The 18,676-nt window shown below is 72.9% G+C and carries 18 protein-coding genes and 1 tRNA gene; 7 read left to right on the top strand and 12 right to left on the bottom strand.

Going from position 1 to position 18,676, the window contains the following annotated elements:
• Nucleotides 1–96 precede the first annotated feature (96 nt).
• The 4 genes from ACS04_RS38550 to ACS04_RS01650 all read right to left on the bottom strand — a co-directional run bounded on the left by ACS04_RS38550 (nt 97) and on the right by ACS04_RS01650 (nt 3,694).
• Nucleotides 97–273, bottom strand: a complete 177-nt coding sequence (locus ACS04_RS38550; RefSeq protein WP_167352562.1) for a hypothetical protein — start codon at nt 271–273, stop codon at nt 97–99.
• 78 nt (nt 274–351) lie between these two features.
• Nucleotides 352–1,245: an SDR family oxidoreductase gene (locus ACS04_RS01660; RefSeq protein WP_048474610.1), complete on the bottom strand. Its 894-nt coding sequence runs from the start codon at nt 1,243–1,245 to the stop codon at nt 352–354.
• Nucleotides 1,242–2,171, bottom strand: coding sequence for an alpha/beta fold hydrolase (locus tag ACS04_RS01655; RefSeq protein ID WP_048474609.1), 930 nt, complete (start codon nt 2,169–2,171; stop codon nt 1,242–1,244). The genes ACS04_RS01660 and ACS04_RS01655 overlap by 4 nt, the downstream gene beginning before the upstream one ends.
• Complete coding sequence (locus ACS04_RS01650) at nt 2,168–3,694, bottom strand: flavin-containing monooxygenase (protein ID WP_048474608.1); 1,527 nt, start codon at nt 3,692–3,694, stop codon at nt 2,168–2,170. Before ACS04_RS01650 ends, ACS04_RS01655 begins: the two co-directional genes overlap by 4 nt.
• A 148-nt stretch (nt 3,695–3,842) precedes the next feature.
• On the opposite strand from ACS04_RS01650, the gene ACS04_RS01645 reads away from it, so the two are divergent.
• Nucleotides 3,843–4,523, top strand: a complete 681-nt coding sequence (locus ACS04_RS01645; RefSeq protein ID WP_078864338.1) for a MerR family transcriptional regulator — start codon at nt 3,843–3,845, stop codon at nt 4,521–4,523.
• Here ACS04_RS01645 and ACS04_RS01640 read toward each other — a convergent pair.
• The gene (locus tag ACS04_RS01640) at nt 4,505–5,308 is read right to left on the bottom strand and encodes an exodeoxyribonuclease III (protein WP_048474606.1); all 804 of its coding nucleotides are present in this window, start codon (nt 5,306–5,308) and stop codon (nt 4,505–4,507) included. The genes ACS04_RS01645 and ACS04_RS01640 overlap by 19 nt on opposite strands.
• A 38-nt stretch (nt 5,309–5,346) precedes the next feature.
• On the opposite strand from ACS04_RS01640, the gene ACS04_RS01635 reads away from it, so the two are divergent.
• The 5 genes from ACS04_RS01635 to ACS04_RS01615 all read left to right on the top strand — a co-directional run bounded on the left by ACS04_RS01635 (nt 5,347) and on the right by ACS04_RS01615 (nt 12,374).
• Nucleotides 5,347–5,841, top strand: coding sequence for a GNAT family N-acetyltransferase (locus tag ACS04_RS01635; protein WP_209441587.1), 495 nt, complete (start codon nt 5,347–5,349; stop codon nt 5,839–5,841).
• A 192-nt stretch (nt 5,842–6,033) separates the two neighbouring features.
• Nucleotides 6,034–6,444 (top strand): SseB family protein, encoded by a 411-nt coding sequence (locus ACS04_RS01630; RefSeq protein ID WP_048474605.1) that lies wholly within the window; start codon nt 6,034–6,036, stop codon nt 6,442–6,444.
• Complete coding sequence (locus tag ACS04_RS01625) at nt 6,444–7,007, top strand: hypothetical protein (protein ID WP_048474604.1); 564 nt, start codon at nt 6,444–6,446, stop codon at nt 7,005–7,007. Before ACS04_RS01630 ends, ACS04_RS01625 begins: the two co-directional genes overlap by 1 nt.
• On the top strand, nt 7,007–11,650 hold the full coding sequence (locus ACS04_RS01620; RefSeq protein WP_053080665.1) for a putative T7SS-secreted protein: 4,644 nt from the start codon (nt 7,007–7,009) through the stop codon (nt 11,648–11,650). Before ACS04_RS01625 ends, ACS04_RS01620 begins: the two co-directional genes overlap by 1 nt.
• Nucleotides 11,643–12,374: a hypothetical protein gene (locus ACS04_RS01615; RefSeq protein WP_048474603.1), complete on the top strand. Its 732-nt coding sequence runs from the start codon at nt 11,643–11,645 to the stop codon at nt 12,372–12,374. The genes ACS04_RS01620 and ACS04_RS01615 overlap by 8 nt, the downstream gene beginning before the upstream one ends.
• 215 nt (nt 12,375–12,589) lie before the next feature.
• Here the strand turns inward: ACS04_RS01615 and ACS04_RS01610 are convergent.
• The 7 genes from ACS04_RS01610 to galU all read right to left on the bottom strand — a co-directional run bounded on the left by ACS04_RS01610 (nt 12,590) and on the right by galU (nt 17,965).
• Nucleotides 12,590–12,663 (bottom strand) — tRNA-Ala (locus ACS04_RS01610).
• Nucleotides 12,664–12,738: 75 nt separating this feature from the next.
• Nucleotides 12,739–13,776, bottom strand: coding sequence for a divisome protein SepX/GlpR (gene sepX / locus ACS04_RS01605; protein WP_048474602.1), 1,038 nt, complete (start codon nt 13,774–13,776; stop codon nt 12,739–12,741).
• A gap of 153 nt (nt 13,777–13,929) precedes the next feature.
• The gene (locus ACS04_RS01600) at nt 13,930–14,520 is read right to left on the bottom strand and encodes a GNAT family N-acetyltransferase (protein WP_048474601.1); all 591 of its coding nucleotides are present in this window, start codon (nt 14,518–14,520) and stop codon (nt 13,930–13,932) included.
• Nucleotides 14,521–14,537: 17 nt separating this feature from the next.
• Nucleotides 14,538–15,026 carry a MogA/MoaB family molybdenum cofactor biosynthesis protein gene (locus ACS04_RS01595; protein ID WP_048474655.1) on the bottom strand — a complete coding sequence of 163 codons (489 nt, stop codon included), beginning with the start codon at nt 15,024–15,026 and terminating at the stop codon, nt 14,538–14,540.
• A gap of 137 nt (nt 15,027–15,163) precedes the next feature.
• A complete protein-coding gene (gene moaC / locus ACS04_RS01590) occupies nt 15,164–15,643 on the bottom strand; it encodes a cyclic pyranopterin monophosphate synthase MoaC (protein ID WP_030156603.1) in 480 nt (159 codons plus the stop codon).
• A 74-nt stretch (nt 15,644–15,717) separates the two neighbouring features.
• Complete coding sequence (glp, locus tag ACS04_RS01585; RefSeq protein WP_048474600.1) at nt 15,718–17,058, bottom strand: molybdotransferase-like divisome protein Glp; 1,341 nt, start codon at nt 17,056–17,058, stop codon at nt 15,718–15,720.
• 4 nt (nt 17,059–17,062) lie between these two features.
• A complete protein-coding gene (galU, locus tag ACS04_RS01580) occupies nt 17,063–17,965 on the bottom strand; it encodes a UTP--glucose-1-phosphate uridylyltransferase GalU (protein ID WP_048474599.1) in 903 nt (300 codons plus the stop codon).
• A gap of 96 nt (nt 17,966–18,061) precedes the next feature.
• Between galU and ACS04_RS01575 the strand changes: the two genes are divergently transcribed.
• Entirely contained in the window at nt 18,062–18,676 is a 615-nt protein-coding gene (locus ACS04_RS01575; RefSeq protein WP_048474598.1) for a 5-formyltetrahydrofolate cyclo-ligase, read from the top strand.

Below are 18,676 nucleotides of genomic sequence, written 5' to 3'. Positions count from 1 at the left end.
GCCCGCCCCCTGACCGCCCGGGTCGCGCGGTCACGGGGAAGGGGCGCGGCCTGTGCAGTGCACGGGCCGCGCCCCTTCCGTGACGAACTGCGGGCGTCAGAAGTCCCAGTTGTCGTCGAGCTCGTCGTGGACCTTCGCCTTCTTCTTCTTGGCCTGGTCCGCGCCGTGCGCAGCGTGCGCGGGCGCCGCCTCGTCCTTCGCGCCCTGGCGGCTCGCCTTGGCCTTGTCCTCGAGCTCTTGCGCCTTGTCCTGGAACTGGTCCTTGATGCCCATGCTGTTCACTCCTGGTGGGGTGTGTAGGGGACCGGGCTGCGACCAGATTTGCACGAGCGGACAAAACTCGCATTTCGATCAATGACGCTCCGTGCCCAGGGTCCGTTCCTTCTCGTCGGCCGCGCCTCCGGCCCCCACCAGCCCCCGGGAGACGCTCGTCAGCCGGGGCTCGAAGCGCCTCATCTCCCGCTGCCCGACGGTCGCGATGATCCCGGGCAGGTAGCCGCGCACGCCCTGCATCCCGCGCAGCCACCACTGCGCGTACACGTGCGGTGAGCGCCGCTCGATGCCGGCCACGATCCGGTCCACCGCCGGACCCAGCGGGTACGTGCGGTTCGCCGGCCACGGCAGCCTTCCGCGCAGTTCCCGCATGACCTCGTCCTGGTCGGCCCCGCGCACCATGTCGGTGTCGGTCCAGGAGAGGTAGCCGACGCCCACCTTGACGCCCTTGTGGCCGACTTCGGCGCGCAGGCAGTGCGCGAAGGCCTCGACGCCGGACTTGGAGGCGCAGTACGCGCTCATCATCGGCGCCGGCGTGATCGCGGCGAGCGAGGCGATCTGGAGGAAGTAGCCGCGGCTCTCGGTGAGTACGGGGAGGAAGGCGCGGGCGGTGACCGCCCCGCCGATCAGGTTGACCTCGATCACCCGGCGCCAGGCCTCGGGGTCGGAATCGGCGAACGGACCGCCGGCGGCGACCCCCGCGTTGGCGACGACGAGGTCGACCTTGCCGAAGCGCTGCTTGACCTCCTGCGCGACGCGGGCCATCGCCTCGTGGTCGGTGACGTCGGCGTGCCAGTGGTCGCTGTCGGCGTGCAGCCGTTCGGAGACCTCCTTGAGGACCTCCGGCTCCAGGCCGACCAGGGCCACCTTCGCGCCGCGCGCGGACAGCTTGCGGGCCAGGAGCTCGCCCACCCCGCGGGCCGCGCCGGTGACGACGGCGACCTGGCCTTCCAGACTCCTGCTCGCGCTCACAGCGTCTCCTTCAGTTCGTCGGTCACGTTCGCCAGGTGGACGGTCAGCTCGCGGATGGCGGCGGTGACCGCCTCGGGGGCCTCGATCGGGGTCATGTGCCCCATGCCGGTCAGTTCGGTCAGCCCCACGCAGCGGGGCAGCGCCGCGGCGAGCCCCCGGGCGTGCACGATCGGGGTGAGGCGGTCGTTCTTGCCGCCGATGACGGCGGTGGGCACGGTGAGCGTCGCGAGGTTCGCGTCCAGGTCCAGCCCGGCGAGCACCCCGGACCAGGCGTACCGGACGCCGGCGGGGCAGGCGTGGACGATGCGGGCGCAGGCCTCGACCTTGTCGGGCGCGGACCCGGGGCCCATGGTGGCGTACTTCAGCACCCGTTTGGCGACCGGCGTGACGGGCCCGAGCGGGGCGCGCGCGCCGAGGACCGCGCCGGTGATGCGCGTCCGTACGCGCCCGGGGCGCAGGGGCAGCACCAGCGACTCCGCGACCAGCCGGCCGCTGCCGGTGCTGCACAGCAGCGCGGCGGCGGCGTGCTCGGCGAACTCCGGGCGCCCGGCGGCGGCCATGATCGTCATGCCGCCCATGGAGTGCCCGGCGACGACCGCCTTCTCCCCGGGGGCCAGGGTGGCCCCGAAGACGGCCACGAGGTCGTCGGCGAGGGCCTCGGCCGCGTACCGGGAGGCGGCGGGGCTGCGCCCGTGTCCGCGCTGGTCGTACGCGATGACCCGGTGGTCCCGGGCGAGCTCGCGGATCTGCGCGGCCCAGAAGGCGGTGGAGCAGGTCCAGCCGTGGGCCAGCACCACGGCCGGCGCGCCCTCGTCCCCGTGCTCCTCCACGTGCAGGCGGGCCCCGTCGGCGGAGACCGCGACGAGTTCCCGCCGGGCGGCGGGCGGGGCGTACCTCCCGGAGGTGACGTACCCGGTCCGGCTCACGCGGCTCCCTCCGCGTTCCCGGCGCCGGCGGGGATGCGCTCGGGGTGGTCCTCCCGGAGCCGGATGACCTCGTACTCGGACAGGTCCACGCTCCGCGTCTCCTTGCGGAACTCGCCGGTCGTGCCCGGCCAGACCGTCGTGTTGCGCCCTTGCGCGTCCAGGTACCAGCTGGTGCAGCCGCCGGTGTTCCACACGGTGCGCTCCATGCGGGTCTGGACCTGGCGGTTCCACCGGTTCACGGCCGAGGGCCGGGCCGCGAGGGCGACCTGTCCGCCGAGCACGTCCAGCTGGCGCAGGTAGTCCGCCATGTAGTTCAGCTGCGACTCGATCATCAGGATCATCGAGCTGTTGCCGAGTCCGGTGTTCGGCCCGATGATCGTCATCCAGTTCGGGAAGCCGGCGGCCGTCGCCCCGCGCAGCGACTGCATCCCGTCCTTCCAGTGGTCGGCGAGGGTCCTGCCCTCGGCGCCCACCACCCGGTCGGCGATCGGCATGTCCGTGACGTGGAACCCGGTGCCGAAGATGATCGCGTCGGCCTCGGTCCGCGTGCCGTCGGCGGCGACCAGCGTGTTGCCCCGGATCTCCTGGAGCCCGGAGGCGACCAGGTCCACGTGGGGCCGGGCCAGCGCCGGGTAGTACTCGCTGGAGAGCAGGATCCGCTTGCAGCCGATCCGGTACGAGGGCGTCAGCTTGGCCAGCAGCTCCGGGTCCTTGATCGAGCGCGCCATGTTGGCCTTGGCCAGCGCCTCGACGAGCCCGAGCTGGTGGGGCCGCTTGGTGAAGGCGCTGACCTGGAGCTCGCGGATCCCCCACAGCAGCCCCCGGCGGGCCGCGCGGGTGAACGGCAGCTGCCGGTGCAGCCAGCGCTCCGCGCCGCTGATCGCCCGGTCGGTGCGCGGCATCACCCACGGCGGGGTCCGCTGGAACAGTGTGAGGCGCTCCACGTCGGGGGCGATGGCCGGCACGATCTGGATGGCCGAGGCGCCGGTGCCGATCATGGCGACCCGCTTGCCGCGCAGGTCGTAGTCGTGGTCCCAGCGCGCGGAGTGGAAGACCTTGCCGGGGAAGTCGGCGAGCCCGGGGATCTCCGGCATCTTCGGGTCGGACAGCGGCCCGGTGGCGGAGACCACGACGTCGGCGGTGAGTTCGCCGGCCGAGGTCTCGATCTCCCACCTGAGCCGGTCGGCGTCCCAGCGCATCATGCGCACCTCGGAGTTCAGCCGCAGGTGCGGACGGAGCCCGAAGGTGTCGGCGACGTGCTCCAGGTAGGCGCGGATGGCCGGCTGCCCCGAGAAGGTCCGCGGCCAGTCGGGATTGGGCGCGAAGGAGAACGAATAGAGATGGGAGGGGACGTCGCAGGCGCACCCGGGATAGCTGTTGTCCCGCCAGGTCCCGCCCACCGAACCGGCCCGTTCCAGGACCACGAAGTCCGTGATCCCCTCGCGCCGCAGCCGCACGGCTGCGCCCAGTCCCCCGAACCCGGAACCGATCACCGCCACTCGTACGTGCTCGCGCTCACCCATGCCACCGCTCATGCCCGCCGCCTTCCGCAGCCCCACAGCGCAACACTGCCAGCAATCACTGGCACAATCGGGAGACTAGAGCAGCTCCGTACTCATGGGTAGAGGTCGCACCCGGAAAGTTACCGGCGGTACGCCATAGGCTGCGCCTGTGGAAGACACGGAAGCGGGAACGACAGTGCGTGAATACCGTACGGAGGAACTGGCCGAGGCGGCCGGCATCCCCGTCCGCACCCTGCGCTTCTACCGCGAGCGCAAGCTGCTCCCGCCACCGCGCCGCGAGGGCCGGATCGCCTGGTACGACGAGCACCACCTGGCCCGGCTGCGCACCATCGCCGCCCTGCTGGAGCGCGGCCACACCCTGGGCGGCATCGCCGAGCTGACCGCCGCATTCGAGAGCGGGCGCGACGTCAGCCAGCTCGGCGAACTGCTCGGCATCGGCTGGTCCGAGGAGACCCCCGTACGGCTGACCCCCGAGGCCCTCGCCGACTACTTCGAGGGCGAGGTCACCCCGGAGAACCTGGCGGCCTCCCTCGACCTCGGCTACCTCGCCACCGACGGGGACGAGATCGTGCACGTCAGCCGCCGCCTGCTCGACGTCTCCTCCGCGCTCGTCCGCGAGGGCGTCCCGCTCGCGGCGGTGCTGGAGACCGGGCGCCGGGTCCGCGCGCACGCGGACGCCATGGCCGCCCTGTTCACGGAGCTCATCTCCGCGCACCTGCCCGAGGACGCCCTGCCGCGCCTGCGCCCCCTGGCGAAGAGCGTGGTGGAGGCGGAGCTCTCGATGGCGATGGACCGCCTCCTGGCCTCGGCTCAGGACCCCAGTGCGTAGACCGCGGTCACCGGCGCGTGGTCGGACCAGCGCTCCGGGTGCGTCTCGGCCCGCTCGACGAACGCCTTGACGGCCCTCGCGGCCAGACCCGGGGTCGCGACCTGGAGGTCGATGCGCCAGCCGGCGTCGTTGTCGAAGGCCCGCCCGCGGTAGGACCACCAGGAGTACGGCCCCTCGGTGTCCGGGTGCAGGCTCCGTACGACGTCCACGTACCCGGCGGTGTCGTACACCTGCCCGAGCCACTCCCGCTCCTCGGGCAGGAAGCCGGCGTTCTTCCGGTTGGTCTTCCAGTTCTTGAGGTCGGCCTCGTGGTGGCAGATGTTCCAGTCACCGCACACCACGACCTCGCGGCCCCCGGCGGCGGCGCGCACCTTCAGCTCGGCGAGGTAGGGCAGGAACTCCGCCATGAACCGGTACTTCTCGTCCTGCTTCTCGGTCCCGGCCTCGCCGGAGGGCAGGTAGAGGCTGGCGACGGTGACGCCCGGGAGGTCCGCCTCGATGTAGCGCCCGCTCGCGTCGAACTCGTCGCTCCCGAACCCCACCCGCACGGCGTCGGGCTCGCGCCGCGTGTAGAGGGCGACCCCGGCCCGCCCCTTGGCGGCGGCCGGCGCGAACACGGTGTGCCAGCCGTCGGGCCTGCGGACCTCGTCCGGAATCTGCCCCTCCTCGGCCCGCACCTCCTGCAGGCAGACGACGTCGGCGTCCGACCCGGCCAGCCACGGGGAGAACCCCTTCTTGGCCGCGGCGCGGATCCCGTTCACATTCACGCTGGTCACAGTGAGCATCCCCGCACCCTAACCGGAGCGTTCCGTACGATGTTCCGATGTCTCACGGGATAGAGCTCCGCGTGGTGCCTTACGACCACCCGGACGCCCTCAAACTCAACGACCAGGTCCAGCTGGAGTACCAGGAGCGCTACGGCGGTGAGGGCGACGTCACACCGCTCGACCCGGCGATGTTCGCCCCGCCGAAGGGCCTGTACCTGCTCGCGTACGACGCCTGCGGCGCACCCGTGGCCAGCGGCGGCTGGCGCAGCCAGGACCGGAACGACGAGGGCTACTCGGACGGCGACGCCGAGCTCAAGCGCATGTACGTGGTCGCCGGGGCCCGCGGCCAGGGCCTGGCCCGCCGCATCCTGGCGGCGCTGGAAGCCGACGCCCGCGCGGCGGGGCGCACCCGCATGGTCCTGGAGACGGGGGACCGGCAGCCGGAGGCGATAGCCCTCTACTTCTCCTCGGGCTACACCCTCACGGCGAAGTTCGGCCACTACCGCACGTACGACTCCAGCCGCTGCATGGCCAAACCGCTCCGGCCGTGACGCGCCGCCCGCCGCACCCCGGCGGGTCCGGCTCCGGCCGTGACGCGGCGAGCCCGTCGAAGACGGGACCCGTTCCCCGGAGTACGCTCACCGCCCACACGGGCGGGGAGATCCGGCCAGTGCGAGGAACCGGCCGTGGGGCCGGGAACGTGTCCTCCTCAGAGATCGGATCTCACGAAGGGGGTTCAGGTCGTGGAACTGACCGCAGAAATCGCTGCGATCCGCGCAGGAGGGGGTGACCCGGCGCGCCTGGTGGGCGAGTTCCGCCGTACCGCCCTGTTCGTCCCGTTCGCCGTCGGCGACGACGGATCCCACGAGGGCCTGATGTCGGCCGTGACGGGCGGGATCCGCTGGTTCTACGCCTTCACCGACGAGCAGGCCCTGGCCCGGTTCGCGGTGGCGCGCGCGGACGCCGACCGTTCGTGGGAGTACCTGTCGATCCTCGGCGCCCGTCTCACCGACGCGGTGATCCCGCTGGTCGACGGACCGGCCGGAGTGGCCGTCAACGTGGCCGACGAGGACGGCTCGATGTTCTTCCCGCCCGTCTCGGGCATCGTCCCCGACGCGTACGCCGTGGACGTCGACCCCGCGGGCGCGGCCTGATGGCGGGCGACGGGGACCTCGAAGTCTCCCCGGCCGCGGTCAAGGCGGTGCAGGACGGCCTGCGCTCGGCGATCGCGGAACTGCGCGAGTCGTCGGACGCCGCCGGAGCCTCCCAGGGGGCGGGTTTCGGCGACCTGGCCATGACGGGCATGGAGGCGGGCCACATGGGCCTGTCCAAGGACTTCGAGGACTTCTGCGAACGCTGGGAGTGGGGCGTGCGCAGCCTCGTGCAGAACGCCAGCACCCTCGCGCACTCCCTCGGCATCGCGGCCGGCACCGTCTGGGAGGAGGACCATTACGTCCAGGGCGCCTTCAAGGTCGCCGTGAACGCCGCGTACGGCAATCCGCACGCCACCGACGAGGAGATCGCGAAGAAGGGCTGGGGCGACATCTTCTCGGCCGACGTCTACAAGCCGGACTACAGCGCCGAGTCCTTCGAGAAGGGCGCCGAGGACATCACGAAGACCTGGTCGGACACGAAGGACAAGGTGACCTCGACCGGGAAGATCGGCTCGCTCAAGGACCTGCTGGACCGGGCCGACGGCAAGGGGGGCAACGGCTGATGGGGCTCGGCGACTTCATACCGGATCCGGTCGAGGACTGGGTCGAGGACCGCGCAGAGGACCTCGGCGACGCGATCGAGTGGACCGGCGACAAACTGGCCGGGGTCGCCGACAAGGTGGGCCTGGACGAGGCGGGCGACTGGATCCGCGACAAGAGCCGCTCGGCCGCCAACCAACTGGGCGCGGACGTCTGCGAGCTGGAGCTCGGGCAGACCGACGACCCGAAGAAGCTGGTCTACGGCAGCGTCACCAAGATCCGGGCGCAGGTCTCGCACCTGAGCGACTTCGAGCGCTCGTTCACGCTGGTCGGCAAGGGCCTCAAGGGCATCGCGGAGCCCGACGGCCTCAAGGGCAGGACGGCGGAGACCTTCCGGGAGAAGGTGGCCAAGGAGCCGCCGCGCTGGTTCAAGGCGGCGGAGTCCTTCGGGAAGGCCGCGGACGCGATGAACCGGTTCGCGGACACCGTGGAATGGGCGCAGGGCCAGGCCAAGGAGGCACTGGAGGAGTACGAGAAGGCCAAGAAGGCCTCCAACGACGCCCGCACCGCGCACAACAAGGCGATCGACGCCTACGAGGACGCGGTCAAGGCGAAGAAGGACCCGCTGCCGGCCAAGCCGACCGGGGAGTTCCAGGACCCCGGCAAGGCCCTGGCCACGGCCGCCCAGGACAAACTCGACAACGCGCGCAAGCAGCGCAACGACGTCGCGCAGACGGCCGGCGCGGCGGTCCGCGCGGCCCGCGACGCCGCTCCGCCGAAGCCCTCGTACGCCAAGCAGCTCGGCGACGGCCTGGACTACCTGGACCTCGCCCGGACGCACCTCGCGGGCGGCGTCATCAAGGGCACGGCCGACATGGTCGACTTCGCCCGGGCGCTGAACCCGTACGACATCTACAACATCACCCACCCCGCCGAGTACCTGACGAGCCTGAACTCCACGGCCGCGGGCCTGGTCACCGCCGTCAACGATCCGTGGGGTGCGGGCAAGCAGATGCTCGACGAGTTCATGAAGGACCCCTCCGAGGGCGTCGGCAAGCTGATCCCCCAGCTCTTGGCCGACAAGGGCCTGGGCGAACTCGGCGCGGGCGCCAAGGGCGTCAGGGACCTCGAACACCTCGACGACGTCAAGAAGGGCCCGGGCCGCACCGGCCTGGGCGAGCACGGACCCCACCCGGGCGAGCGGCCCGACCTGGAGAAGCCCAGCAAGTACACCGACCCCGTCGACCTCGCCACCGGCCGGATGTACCTGCCGCAGACGGACGTGGTCCTGCCCGGGGCCCTGCCGCTCGTCTTCACGCGCCGCGCGGAATCGGGCTACACCGCGGGCCGCTGGTTCGGACCGGCCTGGTCGTCCACGGTCGACCAGCACCTGGAGATCGACGCCGAGGGCGTCGTCCTCCTGACGGAGGACGGCCTGGTCGTCGCCTACCCGCACCCGGCGCCCGGCCTCCCGGTGCCGCCGCTGTCCGCGTCCGCCCCCCAGCACCCGCTGGAGCGCACCCCGGACGGCGACTGGACGCTGACCGACCCGGAGACGGGCCACACCCGCCGCTTCACTCCGCCGGCGGACGGCTCCGAGAACGGCATCGCACCGGTCGCGCAGCTGGAGGACCGCAACGGCAACCTGATCACCTTCGAGTACGACGCCCACGGCACCCCCCTGGGCATCGACCATTCCGGCGGCTACCGCCTGCGCTTCGAGACCGCCGGCGGACGGATCACCGCCCTGCACCTGGACGGCGGCCCGCGGATCCTCTCGTACGGCTACACCGGCGGGCACCTGACCGAGATCACCAACTCCTCGGGCCTGCCGCTTCGCCTCACCTACGACGACCGCGCGCGCATCAGCTCCTGGACCGACACCAACGGCAGCCGGTACGAGTACGCCTACGACGACCGGGACCGCTGTGTCGCCGAGGCCGGGGAGGCGGGCCACTACGCCCTCACCTTCGGCTACGACGAGGCCGACGCGGCGACCGGCCTGCGGGCCACGCGCATGACCACCGCCGACGGCCACACCCGCCGCTACCTCTTCGACGAGCGCTGCCGCCTCGTCGCCGAGACCGACCCGCTCGGCGCGGTCACCCGCCACGGGTACGACGCCCGGGGCCGGCAGACGTCGACCACCGACCCGCTCGGCCACACCACGCACAACCGCTACGACGACCGGGGCCTGCTCGTCTCGGTGGTCCGCCCGGACGGCCGGGAGGCGCGGGCGGAGTACGACGGCCTCGGCCGGCCGGTGAAGGTGATCGCCGCCGACGGCTCCGTGACCCGCCAGACCTTCGACGAGCGCGGCAACCGCACGTCCGTCACCCGGCCCGACGGGTCCCTCACCCGCTTCGCCTACGACGGGCGCGGCCACCTGTGCGCGGTCACGGACCCGCTGGGTGCGGTGACCCGGGTCCGCACCGACCGGGCCGGGCTGCCGGTCGCGGTCACCGACCACCGCGGTGCCACGACCACGTACGAACGCGACGCCTTCGGGCGTACGACGGCGGTCACCGACCCGCTCGGTGCGGTCACGCGCACCGAGTGGTCGGTGGAGGGCAATCCGCTGCACCGCAGCGGCCCGCACGGTCACCGCTCCTGGACCTACGACGGCGAGGGCAACTGCCTGGCCCGGACGGACGCCGGCGGCGCGGCGGTGCGCTTCGAGTACGGCCACTTCGACGTCGTCGTGGCCCGCACCGACGCCGACGGCTCGCGCCACACGTACACCTACGACGCCGGGCTGCGGCTCACCGGGGTACGCAACCCCCAGGGCCTGACCTGGACGTACGTGTACGACGCGGCGGGACGGCTGGTCACGGAGACGGACTTCGACGGCCGCTCGCTCGACTACGCCTACGACGCCGCGGACCGGCTCGTCGGCCGGACCGACGGGCTCGGGCGGACGATCGCCTACGAACGCAACGCGCTGGGCCAGACCGTCCGCAAGGACGCCGCCGGCGAGGTGACGACGTTCGAGTACGACGTCTTCGACCAGCTCGCGGTCGCGGTGCGCGGGGACTGCGTACTGACCCGGCTGCGCGACCGGACGGGCCGCCTGCTGGAGGAGACGGTCGACGGCCGCAGGCTCGTCCACACCTACGACGCCGCGGGCCGCCGCACCGGCCGGACCACGCCGACGGGGGCCACCGCCGCCTGGTCCTACGACGATTCGGGCCGCCGGGACGCGCTGACGACCGCGGGGCGGCGGATCGGCTTCACCCACGACGCGGCGGGCCGGGAACTCACCCGCACCTACGCCGACGTGGTCACCCTGACCAGCGGCTGGGACGGGGCGGGCCGGCTGACGGACCAGCTGCTGACGGGCCCCGGCCGCAGCGTCCTGCAGCGCCGCGGGTACACCTACCGGGCCGACGGGGCCCTGACCGCGATCGACGACCTGCTGGCCGGCCCGCGCAGCTTCGAGCTCGACCCGCGCGGCCGGGTGACGGGCGTGCGGGCCGAGAACTGGACCGAGCGCTACGCCTACGACGAGGCGGGCAACCAGTCCTCCGCGTCCTGGCCCGACTCCCACCCCAGCGGCCAGGACGCCGCCGGCCCCCGCACCTACGAGGGCACCCGGCTGATCACCGCGGGCCGGGTCCGCCACGAGTACGACGCCCTGGGACGCGTCGTGATGCGGCGCAAGGCACGCCTCTCCCGCAAGCCCGACACCTGGCGGTACGAGTGGGACGCCGAGGACCGCATCACGGCCGTGACCACCCCCGACGGCACGCGCTGGAGGTACTCCTATGACGCGCTGGGCCGGCGCACGGCCAAGGAGCGGATGACGGCCGACGGCCTGGAGGTGGCCGAGCGCACGGTCTTCACCTGGGACGGGAACGTGCTGTGCGAGCAGGTCACCACCCAGGCGGGGGGTTCCCACGAGGTCGCCGTGACCTGGGACCACCGGGGCCTGCACCCGCTGGCGCAGACGGAGCGGATCCTGACGGCGAGCCAGGAGGTGGTCGACGAACGGTTCTACGCCATCGTGACCGACCTGGTGGGCGCGCCCACCGAGCTGGTCGACGAACAGGGCGGCCTGGCCTGGCGCAGCCGGTCGACGCTGTGGGGGTCCACGGCCTGGAGCCGGGAGACCACCGCCTACACCCCGCTGCGCTCCCCCGGGCAGTACTTCGACCCCGAATCGGGTCTGCACCACAACTACTTCCGCACGTACGACCCCGAAACCGCCCGCTACCTGAGCCCCGACCCGCTGGGCCTGGCGGCGGCGCAGAACCCGACGGCGTACGTCTCGAACCCGCACCGGTGGTGCGACCCGTTCGGGCTCGCCCCGTACTCGGACAGCACCCGGACGGCGCAGGGCGTCGACCACCAGCTCAACGAGGCGGAGAGCGGAAAGGCGAACCACTACCTGTCGGGCATCGGAGGCGACGAGGCGAAGCTGGAGAAGTACCTCCAGGGCCAGCTGCGCGCACCGGCCAACTACGTGGACGATGTGTCGGGGGCCCGGATCATCATCGACCGCAGCCTGCGGGACGGGAGCGGCAACCCCGTGGTGATCATCCGCCAGGACCATATGATCCACGCCTACCACGTCGAGGAGAAGGACATCTCGAACTACATCACCCCGCGAGACGGCAAGGATGCGGCGAAGTGGCGAACCCCGAACCCGGACGAGGTCAATGAGTAGCGAGAACCCCACCGGGGCGCGGCAGTGGCCGGGCTACCGCTCGAAGCCGTCCCACGACCCCGGCCAGAGTCTGGTCTTCCCCGGCCCGGTCCCCGCGGACCTGCGGGCTCTCGGGCGGGAGGTCCGGGCGGCCGACTGGCCGGTGCGGCTGGCCTTCCGCCCCTCCCGGTTGGCCCTGCTGGACACGCTGTGCCGCTGGCAGACCCTGCGCGCGCTGGCCTGCGTACACGCGCTGGCCGCCGGGACCGCGGACGCCCGGCTGCTGGACGACCTGCGCGTGGTCCCGGGGCCGGAGACGGCCGCCGACCCGGCGCTGTCCGAGGTGCCGGGACGGCTGGAGCGGTACGCCCTGGCCCTGCCGCCGGACCTGGTGGACGCGGTCGTCCGCGAGGCCGGCGGGCTGCTCGCGGACAACCGGTTCACCGCGTCCGTACTGGCCGCCGGCCTCTCCGCGGATTCCCGCCCGGCCGACACGGACGAGGCGGTCTCCCGCGCGGTGGTGCTCACCAGCTACTGGTACGAGACCCCGGAGCAGCGCGGCGCCCTCGCCCTGGCGTGGAGCGCGAACCTGTTCATCCGGTCCTGGCTGTGGTGGTCGGCGAGCTTCGCCTACGGCGATCCGGCGGGCGGCATCGGCATCACGGCGGACCCCCGCCCGGCCCGCCCGCCGGCATCCGCGCTGCCCGCCTGGGCGGCCGGTCTGCTGGAGCGGGCGTCAGGCTGATCAACCCACCCCAGAACAGGCCCGATCCGCCCCCCGCCCCCGGTGACCGGCCCTCAAACCCCTTGATCCCGCCCGGCCTTCCGACCGGCCGGGTTCTCGGGGCGCTTCTGGGCGCCGCATGTCGGATGACCGTGGAAACGCCGAGATCCCGCCCGGTCTTTCGACCGGGCGGGATCTCGGGACGTTTCCGAGAGCTACTCGGAAACTGTCGTTTGTGGACCTGTGGGGATTTGAACCCCAGACCCCCTCGATGCGAACGAGGTGCGCTACCAGACTGCGCCACAGGCCCTTGCGACGTGTGAAACATTAGCATCCCCGCGCCGGTGCTCCAAAACCGATACCGGGAGCGTCCGCGCAGGTCCGCTCACTCGTTCGCGGCGCGGGGGCGGTCGTCGCTCTCGTACTGGTCGAACAGCGGCGTGCGGCCGCGGCCCTGGCCGCGTCCGCGGGCGTTCGGGACCGGCTTCTGGTCCGCCTTCGCGGCCGGCTTCGGCTCCGGCTTCGCGGCCGGCGAGGGCTGCGCGCGCAGTCGCGGGTCCGTGGGCTCGGCCGCGCTGGAGCGGGTCGCGCTCCAGGCGTCCGGGTTCGCGGGTCCCGTGGCGCGCGGGGCGACCGGGGCCGTCACGTACGTCGGCAGCGGGACCGGGACCGGCTCCCAGCTGTCACCGCGGACGGGGCCGCGCTCGCGCTCGCGCTGCTGGTCCACCCACTCGGCGTGGTCGGTCTGCTCGACGAGCGCGCGCCGTCCGGCCTCCTGCGGGGAGACCGGTGGAGCCGGGTCCGGTTCGGATCCCGCGGGCGCCTCCGGCTCGCGGCGGCGCGGGCGGTTCTCGCGCAGCTGCCGGGCGGCGGCCTCGGCGCGCCGCCGGTCCATCGTGAACTCGTAGCGGCGCCGCTCCTGGACGCGCAGGTGCACGATGTACGCGCTCAGCAGCAGGGCCGGCACGGCGGGCGCCCAGAGGTAGCCCAGACCGCCGACCGCGGCGACGATCGCGCCGAGCGTGAAGATCAGGAAGAGGAGCGCGGTGGTGCGCCGGCGGCGCGCGAGCACCTGGAGGCGCTGCTCGCGCCGGTGCCGCTCCGCCATGGCCGACCTCGGCTCCGCCCTGGTCGGGGGCACGGCAAGGGCCCGGGCGTCGGCGTCAACGGAATTCACCGTTTCCGTCGCGGCGTCCGGGTCCGCACGGTACTCGGGACCGGCCTCTTGGTCGCCGCGTTCACGCAGCCCCTTGGCGTAACGGCGCTCCATTCCCGCCCGGCCCGAAAGCAGCCGAATGGCAGTGGAGAAGCGTTCCGTCGGACGGGCTTCGTTCAGCTCGTCCTGCCTCCGGAGCCACATGGGCACCAAGTAGGCGGCCCAGGCCCCGACAATGACTGCGTAGATGAGGCCGCTGCTGCTCACACCTCACACCGTAGAGGGGCGCGGCCGGGCGGATCCGCCAATTGGGCCGGTGTGTCGCGCGAACCGGCTGATATCACGGACTTTTTTTGTGATTCTTCGGATCAGGTTATGGGCGAATCGGTTCCGCCCCCGATAATTCGAACAGGTATTCGTTTATGCGCGCGCCCGGTGCCAGCGGCGCAGCAGCCCCTCCGGGACCTCCTCCGCCGTCAGCGCGTACACGAGGTGGTCGCGCCACGCGCCGTCGATGTGGAGGTAGCGCGGCCGCAGCCCCTCCTCGCGGAAGCCCAGCTTCTCCACGACGCGCCGGCTCGGACCGTTCTCCGGGCGGATGCAGACCTCGACCCGGTGCAGCCCGACCCGGGTGAAGCAGTGGTCCACCGCCATCGCGACCGCCGTCGGCATCACGCCCCGGCCCGCCACCTCGCGGTCCACCCAGTAGCCCACGTGGCCCGCGCACATCGAGCCCCAGGTGATCCCGGCGACCGTCAGCTGGCCGACGAGGCGCCCCTGGTACTCGATGACGAAGGGCAGCATCCGTCCCGCGTTCGCCTCGGCCCGCAGATGCCGGACCATCTGGCGATAGGTCGGCCGGTGGATCACCGGCCCCCAGGGCGCGGGCGGCGGAATCGTCGCCTCCCACGGCCGGAGCCAGTCGCGGTTGCGCCGGTTGACCTCGCGCCAGGCACTCTGGTCCCGCAGTTTTATCGGCCGGAGCGTGACGTCGCCGTCGGTGAGCACCACCGGCCAGGTGGGTCCGTTCAGCTCGTGCTCCCGTAGGGCTCCGCCGGTCTGGGGTGGTCGCCGCCCCGGATCTGGTCCACCGCGTGCGGCAGGATGCGGGCCAGGACGGCCAGGCCGTCGCGCACCCCGCCCGGCGAGCCCGGCAGGTTCACGATCAGCGTGTGCCCGGCCACGCCCGCCAGCCCCCGGGACAGGGCCGCGGTCGCCACCTTGGCCAGGCCTTCGGCACGGATGGCCTGCGGGATGCCCGGGACCTCGTAGTCCAGCACCCGGGCCGTGGCGTCCGGGGTGCGGTCGGTGGGCGAGATGCCGGTGCCGCCGGTGGTGAGGATGACGTCGTACCCGGCGGCCACGCCCTCGCGCAGCGCCTGCTCGACCGGGTCCCCGTCGGGGACGACCCGCGGGCCGTCCACCGCGAAGCCGATCTTCTCCAGCCCCTCGGCCAGCAACGGCCCGCCCCGGTCGGCGTACACGCCCGCCGAGGCGCGGTTCGAGGCGGTGACCACGAGGGCGCGCGGGGCGCGCTCGGGCCCGGGCTCGCGCCCCGCGCCCGCCGCATCCGGTTCGGCGGACCGGGCCGCCGGCCCGCTGCCGCCGGCCGGTACGGGCACGTGGCTGAAGGCGTCGCCGCCGCGCGGGGCGTTCACGCGCGCGTCCAGTCGCCGGACTTGCCGCCGGTCTTCTCCTCCACCCGGACGTCCGTGATGACGGCGCCCTTGTCGACGGCCTTCACCATGTCGATCACGGTGAGCCCGGCGACGGCGACGGCCGTGAGCGCCTCCATCTCGACGCCCGTACGGTCGGTCGTCTTGACGGTGGCGAGGATCTCGACGGCGTCGTCGGCGACCGAGAGGTCCACCTTCACGCCGGAGACGGCCAGCGGGTGGCAGAGCGGGATCAGGTCGGGCGTCTTCTTCGCGCCCATGATCCCGGCGATCCGCGCGGTGGCGAGGGCGTCGCCCTTGGGCACGCCCTCGCCGCGCAGCAGCTCGATCACCCGCGCGGAGACGAGCACGCGGCCGCTGGCCCGTGCCGTCCGCGTCGTGACGTCCTTCTCCGAGACGTCCACCATCCGGGCCGCGCCGGCCTCGTCGATGTGCGTCAGCCTGCTGTGCGTGGTCATAGGTTCGTGCCGCTCCCGCTCCGGGCCCCGCAAGGGCCTGTGTGGTGCAACACGCTACCCGCACCGGCCGTACTTCAGCCGAGCAGGACCACTTCGAGCTCGGCCCCCGGCTCCAGCGAGGTGACGTCCTCCGGTACGACCATCAGGGAGTCGGCGTGGGCCAGGGCCGCGATCAGGTGGGAGCCCGATCCTCCGACGGGGCTGACCGTGCCCTTCTGCGCGTCGTACGTGCCGCGCAGGAACTGCCGGCGGCCGGCCGGGGAGCCCAGCGCCTTGTCGGCCTCCAGCACGGCCCGCACGCTGGGCCGGCTGACGTCGGCCAGGCCCATGAGCGCGCGGATCGCGGGCCGCACGAACAGTTCGAAGGAGACGTACGAGGACACCGGGTTGCCGGGCAGGGCCAGCAGGGGGGTGTGGTCCGGGCCGATGGTGCCGAAGCCCTGTGGCTTGCCGGGCTGCATCGCCAGCTTGCGGAAGTCCATCAGGCCGCCGTCGGCCCCGTCGTCCGCGGCGGCGACCGAGGTCAGCGCCTCCTTGACCACGTCGTACGCGCCGACGCTGACGCCGCCGGTGGTCACCAGCAGGTCCGCTCGGATCAGCTGGTCCTCGATGGTGGAGCGCAGGGTCTCGGCGTCGTCGGCCACGGCCCCGACCCGGTAGGCGATCGCCCCCGCGTCGCGCGCGGCCGCGGCCAGCGCGAAGCTGTTCGAATCGTAGATCGTCCCCGCGGCCAGCGACTCGCCCGGCTGGACCAGCTCGCTGCCGGTGGAGAGTACGACGACGCGGGGGCGCGGGCGCACCCGTACGGTGCCCCGCCCGATGGCGGCGAGCAGCGCGATCTGCGGCGGGCCGAGGACGGTGCCCGCGGCGAGCGCGAGGTCACCGGCCTGGACGTCGCTGCCGCGCGCGCGGACGTGGGCCCGCGCCTCGGCGGCCCGGTGCACCCGCACCTCGCCGCCCGAGCGCTCGGGGGCCGCGCTGGCCGGGGTCATGCCGACGGCCGCGCCGCCGCCCGTACCGCCGTCGGTCCACTCGACCGGTACGACGGCCTCCGCGCCGGGGGGCAGCGGGGCGCCGGTCATGATGCGGGCGGCCTGGCCGGGGCCGACGGTGGGCAGCTCGGCGCTGCCCGCCGCCACGTCCCCGATCACCGTCAGCACCGCGGGGAACTCCTCGCTCGCGCCCTGGACATCGGCCGTGCGGACGGCGTAGCCGTCCATGGAGCTGTTGTCGAAGGGCGGGAGCGCGACGGGCACGGTGACGTCCTCGACCAGGACGCAGCCCTGGGCGTCGAGCAGCTGGAGCTCGATGGGCTCCAGCGGCCGGATCGCGGCGAGGACGTCAGCGAGGTGCTCGTCGACCGACCACAGGCGCTGGGCGTCCCGGCCGGTGTCCTGCGGTGCGCGGCTGCTCACGTTCCTACATCTCCTCCGTGACGTAACGGTGAAGCCAGGTGCGGAACTCCGGGCCGAGGTCCTCCCGCTCGCAGGCGAGTCGGACGATGGCCCGCAGGTAGTCCCCGCGGTCCCCGGTGTCGTAGCGGCGGCCCCGGAAGACCACGCCGTGCACCGGGCCGCCCACGGTCTCGTCGGCGGCCAGCTTCTGCAGGCCGTCGGTGAGCTGGATCTCCCCGCCGCGGCCCGGCTCGGTCTCCCGCAGTATGTCGAAGATCGCGGGGTGGAGGACGTACCGTCCGATGACCGCGTAATTGCTGGGCGCGTCCGCCGGGTCGGGCTTCTCGACGAGGCCGGTGATCCGGACGACGTCGGCCTCGTCCGTGGCCTCGACGGCGGCGCAGCCGTACAGGTGGACGCTGGCGGGGTCGACCTCCATGAGGGCGATCACGGTGCCGCCGGTGCGGGCGTGGACGTCGGTCATCTGGCGCAGCAGCGGGTCGCGGGGGTCGATCAGGTCGTCGCCGAGGAGGACGGCGAAGGGCTCGTCGCCGACGTGCGGCTCGGCGCACAGGACGGCGTGGCCGAGGCCGCGCGGGTCGCCCTGGCGGACGTAGTGCATGGTGGCCAGGTCGCTGGACTCCTGGACCTTCTTCAGGCGGTCGTCGTCGCCCTTGGCGATGAGGGCCGACTCCAGCTCGTAGTTGCGGTCGAAGTGGTCTTCGAGGGCGCGCTTGTTACGTCCTGTGATCATGAGGACGTCGTCCAGGCCGGCCGACACGGCCTCCTCGACCACGTACTGGATGGCCGGCTTGTCCACGACGGGGAGCATTTCCTTGGGCGTCGCCTTCGTCGCCGGAAGGAAGCGGGTACCGAGACCTGCGGCCGGGATCACGGCCTTCTTGATCACAGGGTGCAACTGAGTCATGGGCAGAACGATAGTGGGTCACGCGGACCGCTCCGGGCTTGATTCCGGTGAATAGATCCGACATTGCCCCGATTTGAAGGGAATTCAGAGTCAGCTGTGGTAGAGAAACCGCCGAACCCGTCCGAAAAGGCCCGGCTGCGCCGGGAACTCCTCACCGCCCGCCGGGCCCTGTCCGCCGATGCCCTGCGTACGTCGGCCCGCGCGCTCTCCCGCTCCGCCTGTGAACTGCCCGAGCTGGCCGGGGCGCGGACGGTGGCGGCGTACGTCTCCGTCGGCTCCGAACCGGGCACCCGCGATCTCCTGGACGCCCTGCTCGCCGCCGGGAAGCGGGTGCTGCTGCCCGTGCTGCTGCCCGACAACGACCTCGACTGGGCGGCGTACGAGGGCCCGGGCAGCCTGGCCGAGGCCGCGCACCCCGGGAAGATGCGGCTGCTGGAGCCGGCCGGGCCCCGGCTCGGGCCGGACGCGGTCACCGGGGCCGACGCCGTGCTGCTGCCCGGGCTGGCCGTGGACGGGCGCGGGATGCGCCTGGGGCGCGGCGGGGGCTCGTACGACCGGGTGCTCGCGCGCCTGGCGCGCGCCGGGGCGCATCCCGCGCTGGTCGTGCTCCTCTATGACGAAGAGGTGGTCGCGAGGGTCCCGGAGGAACCGCACGACCACCCCGTTCAGGCGGTGGCCACCCCGTCGGGGGTGGTCAGGTTCACGGCTTGA

Origin of the sequence: Streptomyces roseus (assembly GCF_001044425.1) — a bacterium.
Classification (GTDB): Bacteria; Actinomycetota; Actinomycetes; order Streptomycetales; family Streptomycetaceae; genus Streptomyces; species Streptomyces roseus.
The sequence above is the reverse complement of the archived record's forward strand: the minus strand, read 5'-3'. Positions and strand labels throughout refer to the sequence as shown.

What these genes read in the sequence shown, in the direction of transcription:
- ACS04_RS38550 (WP_167352562.1), bottom strand. Translation starts at nt 273, where the DNA reads ATGGGCATCAAGGACCAGTTCCAGGACAAGGCGCAAGAGCTCGAGGAC.
- ACS04_RS01650 (WP_048474608.1), bottom strand. Translation starts at nt 3,694, where the DNA reads ATGGGTGAGCGCGAGCACGTACGAGTGGCGGTGATCGGTTCCGGGTTC.
- ACS04_RS01640 (WP_048474606.1), bottom strand. Translation starts at nt 5,308, where the DNA reads ATGCTCACTGTGACCAGCGTGAATGTGAACGGGATCCGCGCCGCGGCC.
- ACS04_RS01635 (WP_209441587.1), top strand. Translation starts at nt 5,347, where the DNA reads ATGTCTCACGGGATAGAGCTCCGCGTGGTGCCTTACGACCACCCGGAC.
- ACS04_RS01625 (WP_048474604.1), top strand. Translation starts at nt 6,444, where the DNA reads ATGGCGGGCGACGGGGACCTCGAAGTCTCCCCGGCCGCGGTCAAGGCG.
- ACS04_RS01620 (WP_053080665.1), top strand. Translation starts at nt 7,007, where the DNA reads ATGGGGCTCGGCGACTTCATACCGGATCCGGTCGAGGACTGGGTCGAG.
- ACS04_RS01615 (WP_048474603.1), top strand. Translation starts at nt 11,643, where the DNA reads ATGAGTAGCGAGAACCCCACCGGGGCGCGGCAGTGGCCGGGCTACCGC.
- moaC (WP_030156603.1), bottom strand. Translation starts at nt 15,643, where the DNA reads ATGACCACGCACAGCAGGCTGACGCACATCGACGAGGCCGGCGCGGCC.
- galU (WP_048474599.1), bottom strand. Translation starts at nt 17,965, where the DNA reads ATGACTCAGTTGCACCCTGTGATCAAGAAGGCCGTGATCCCGGCCGCA.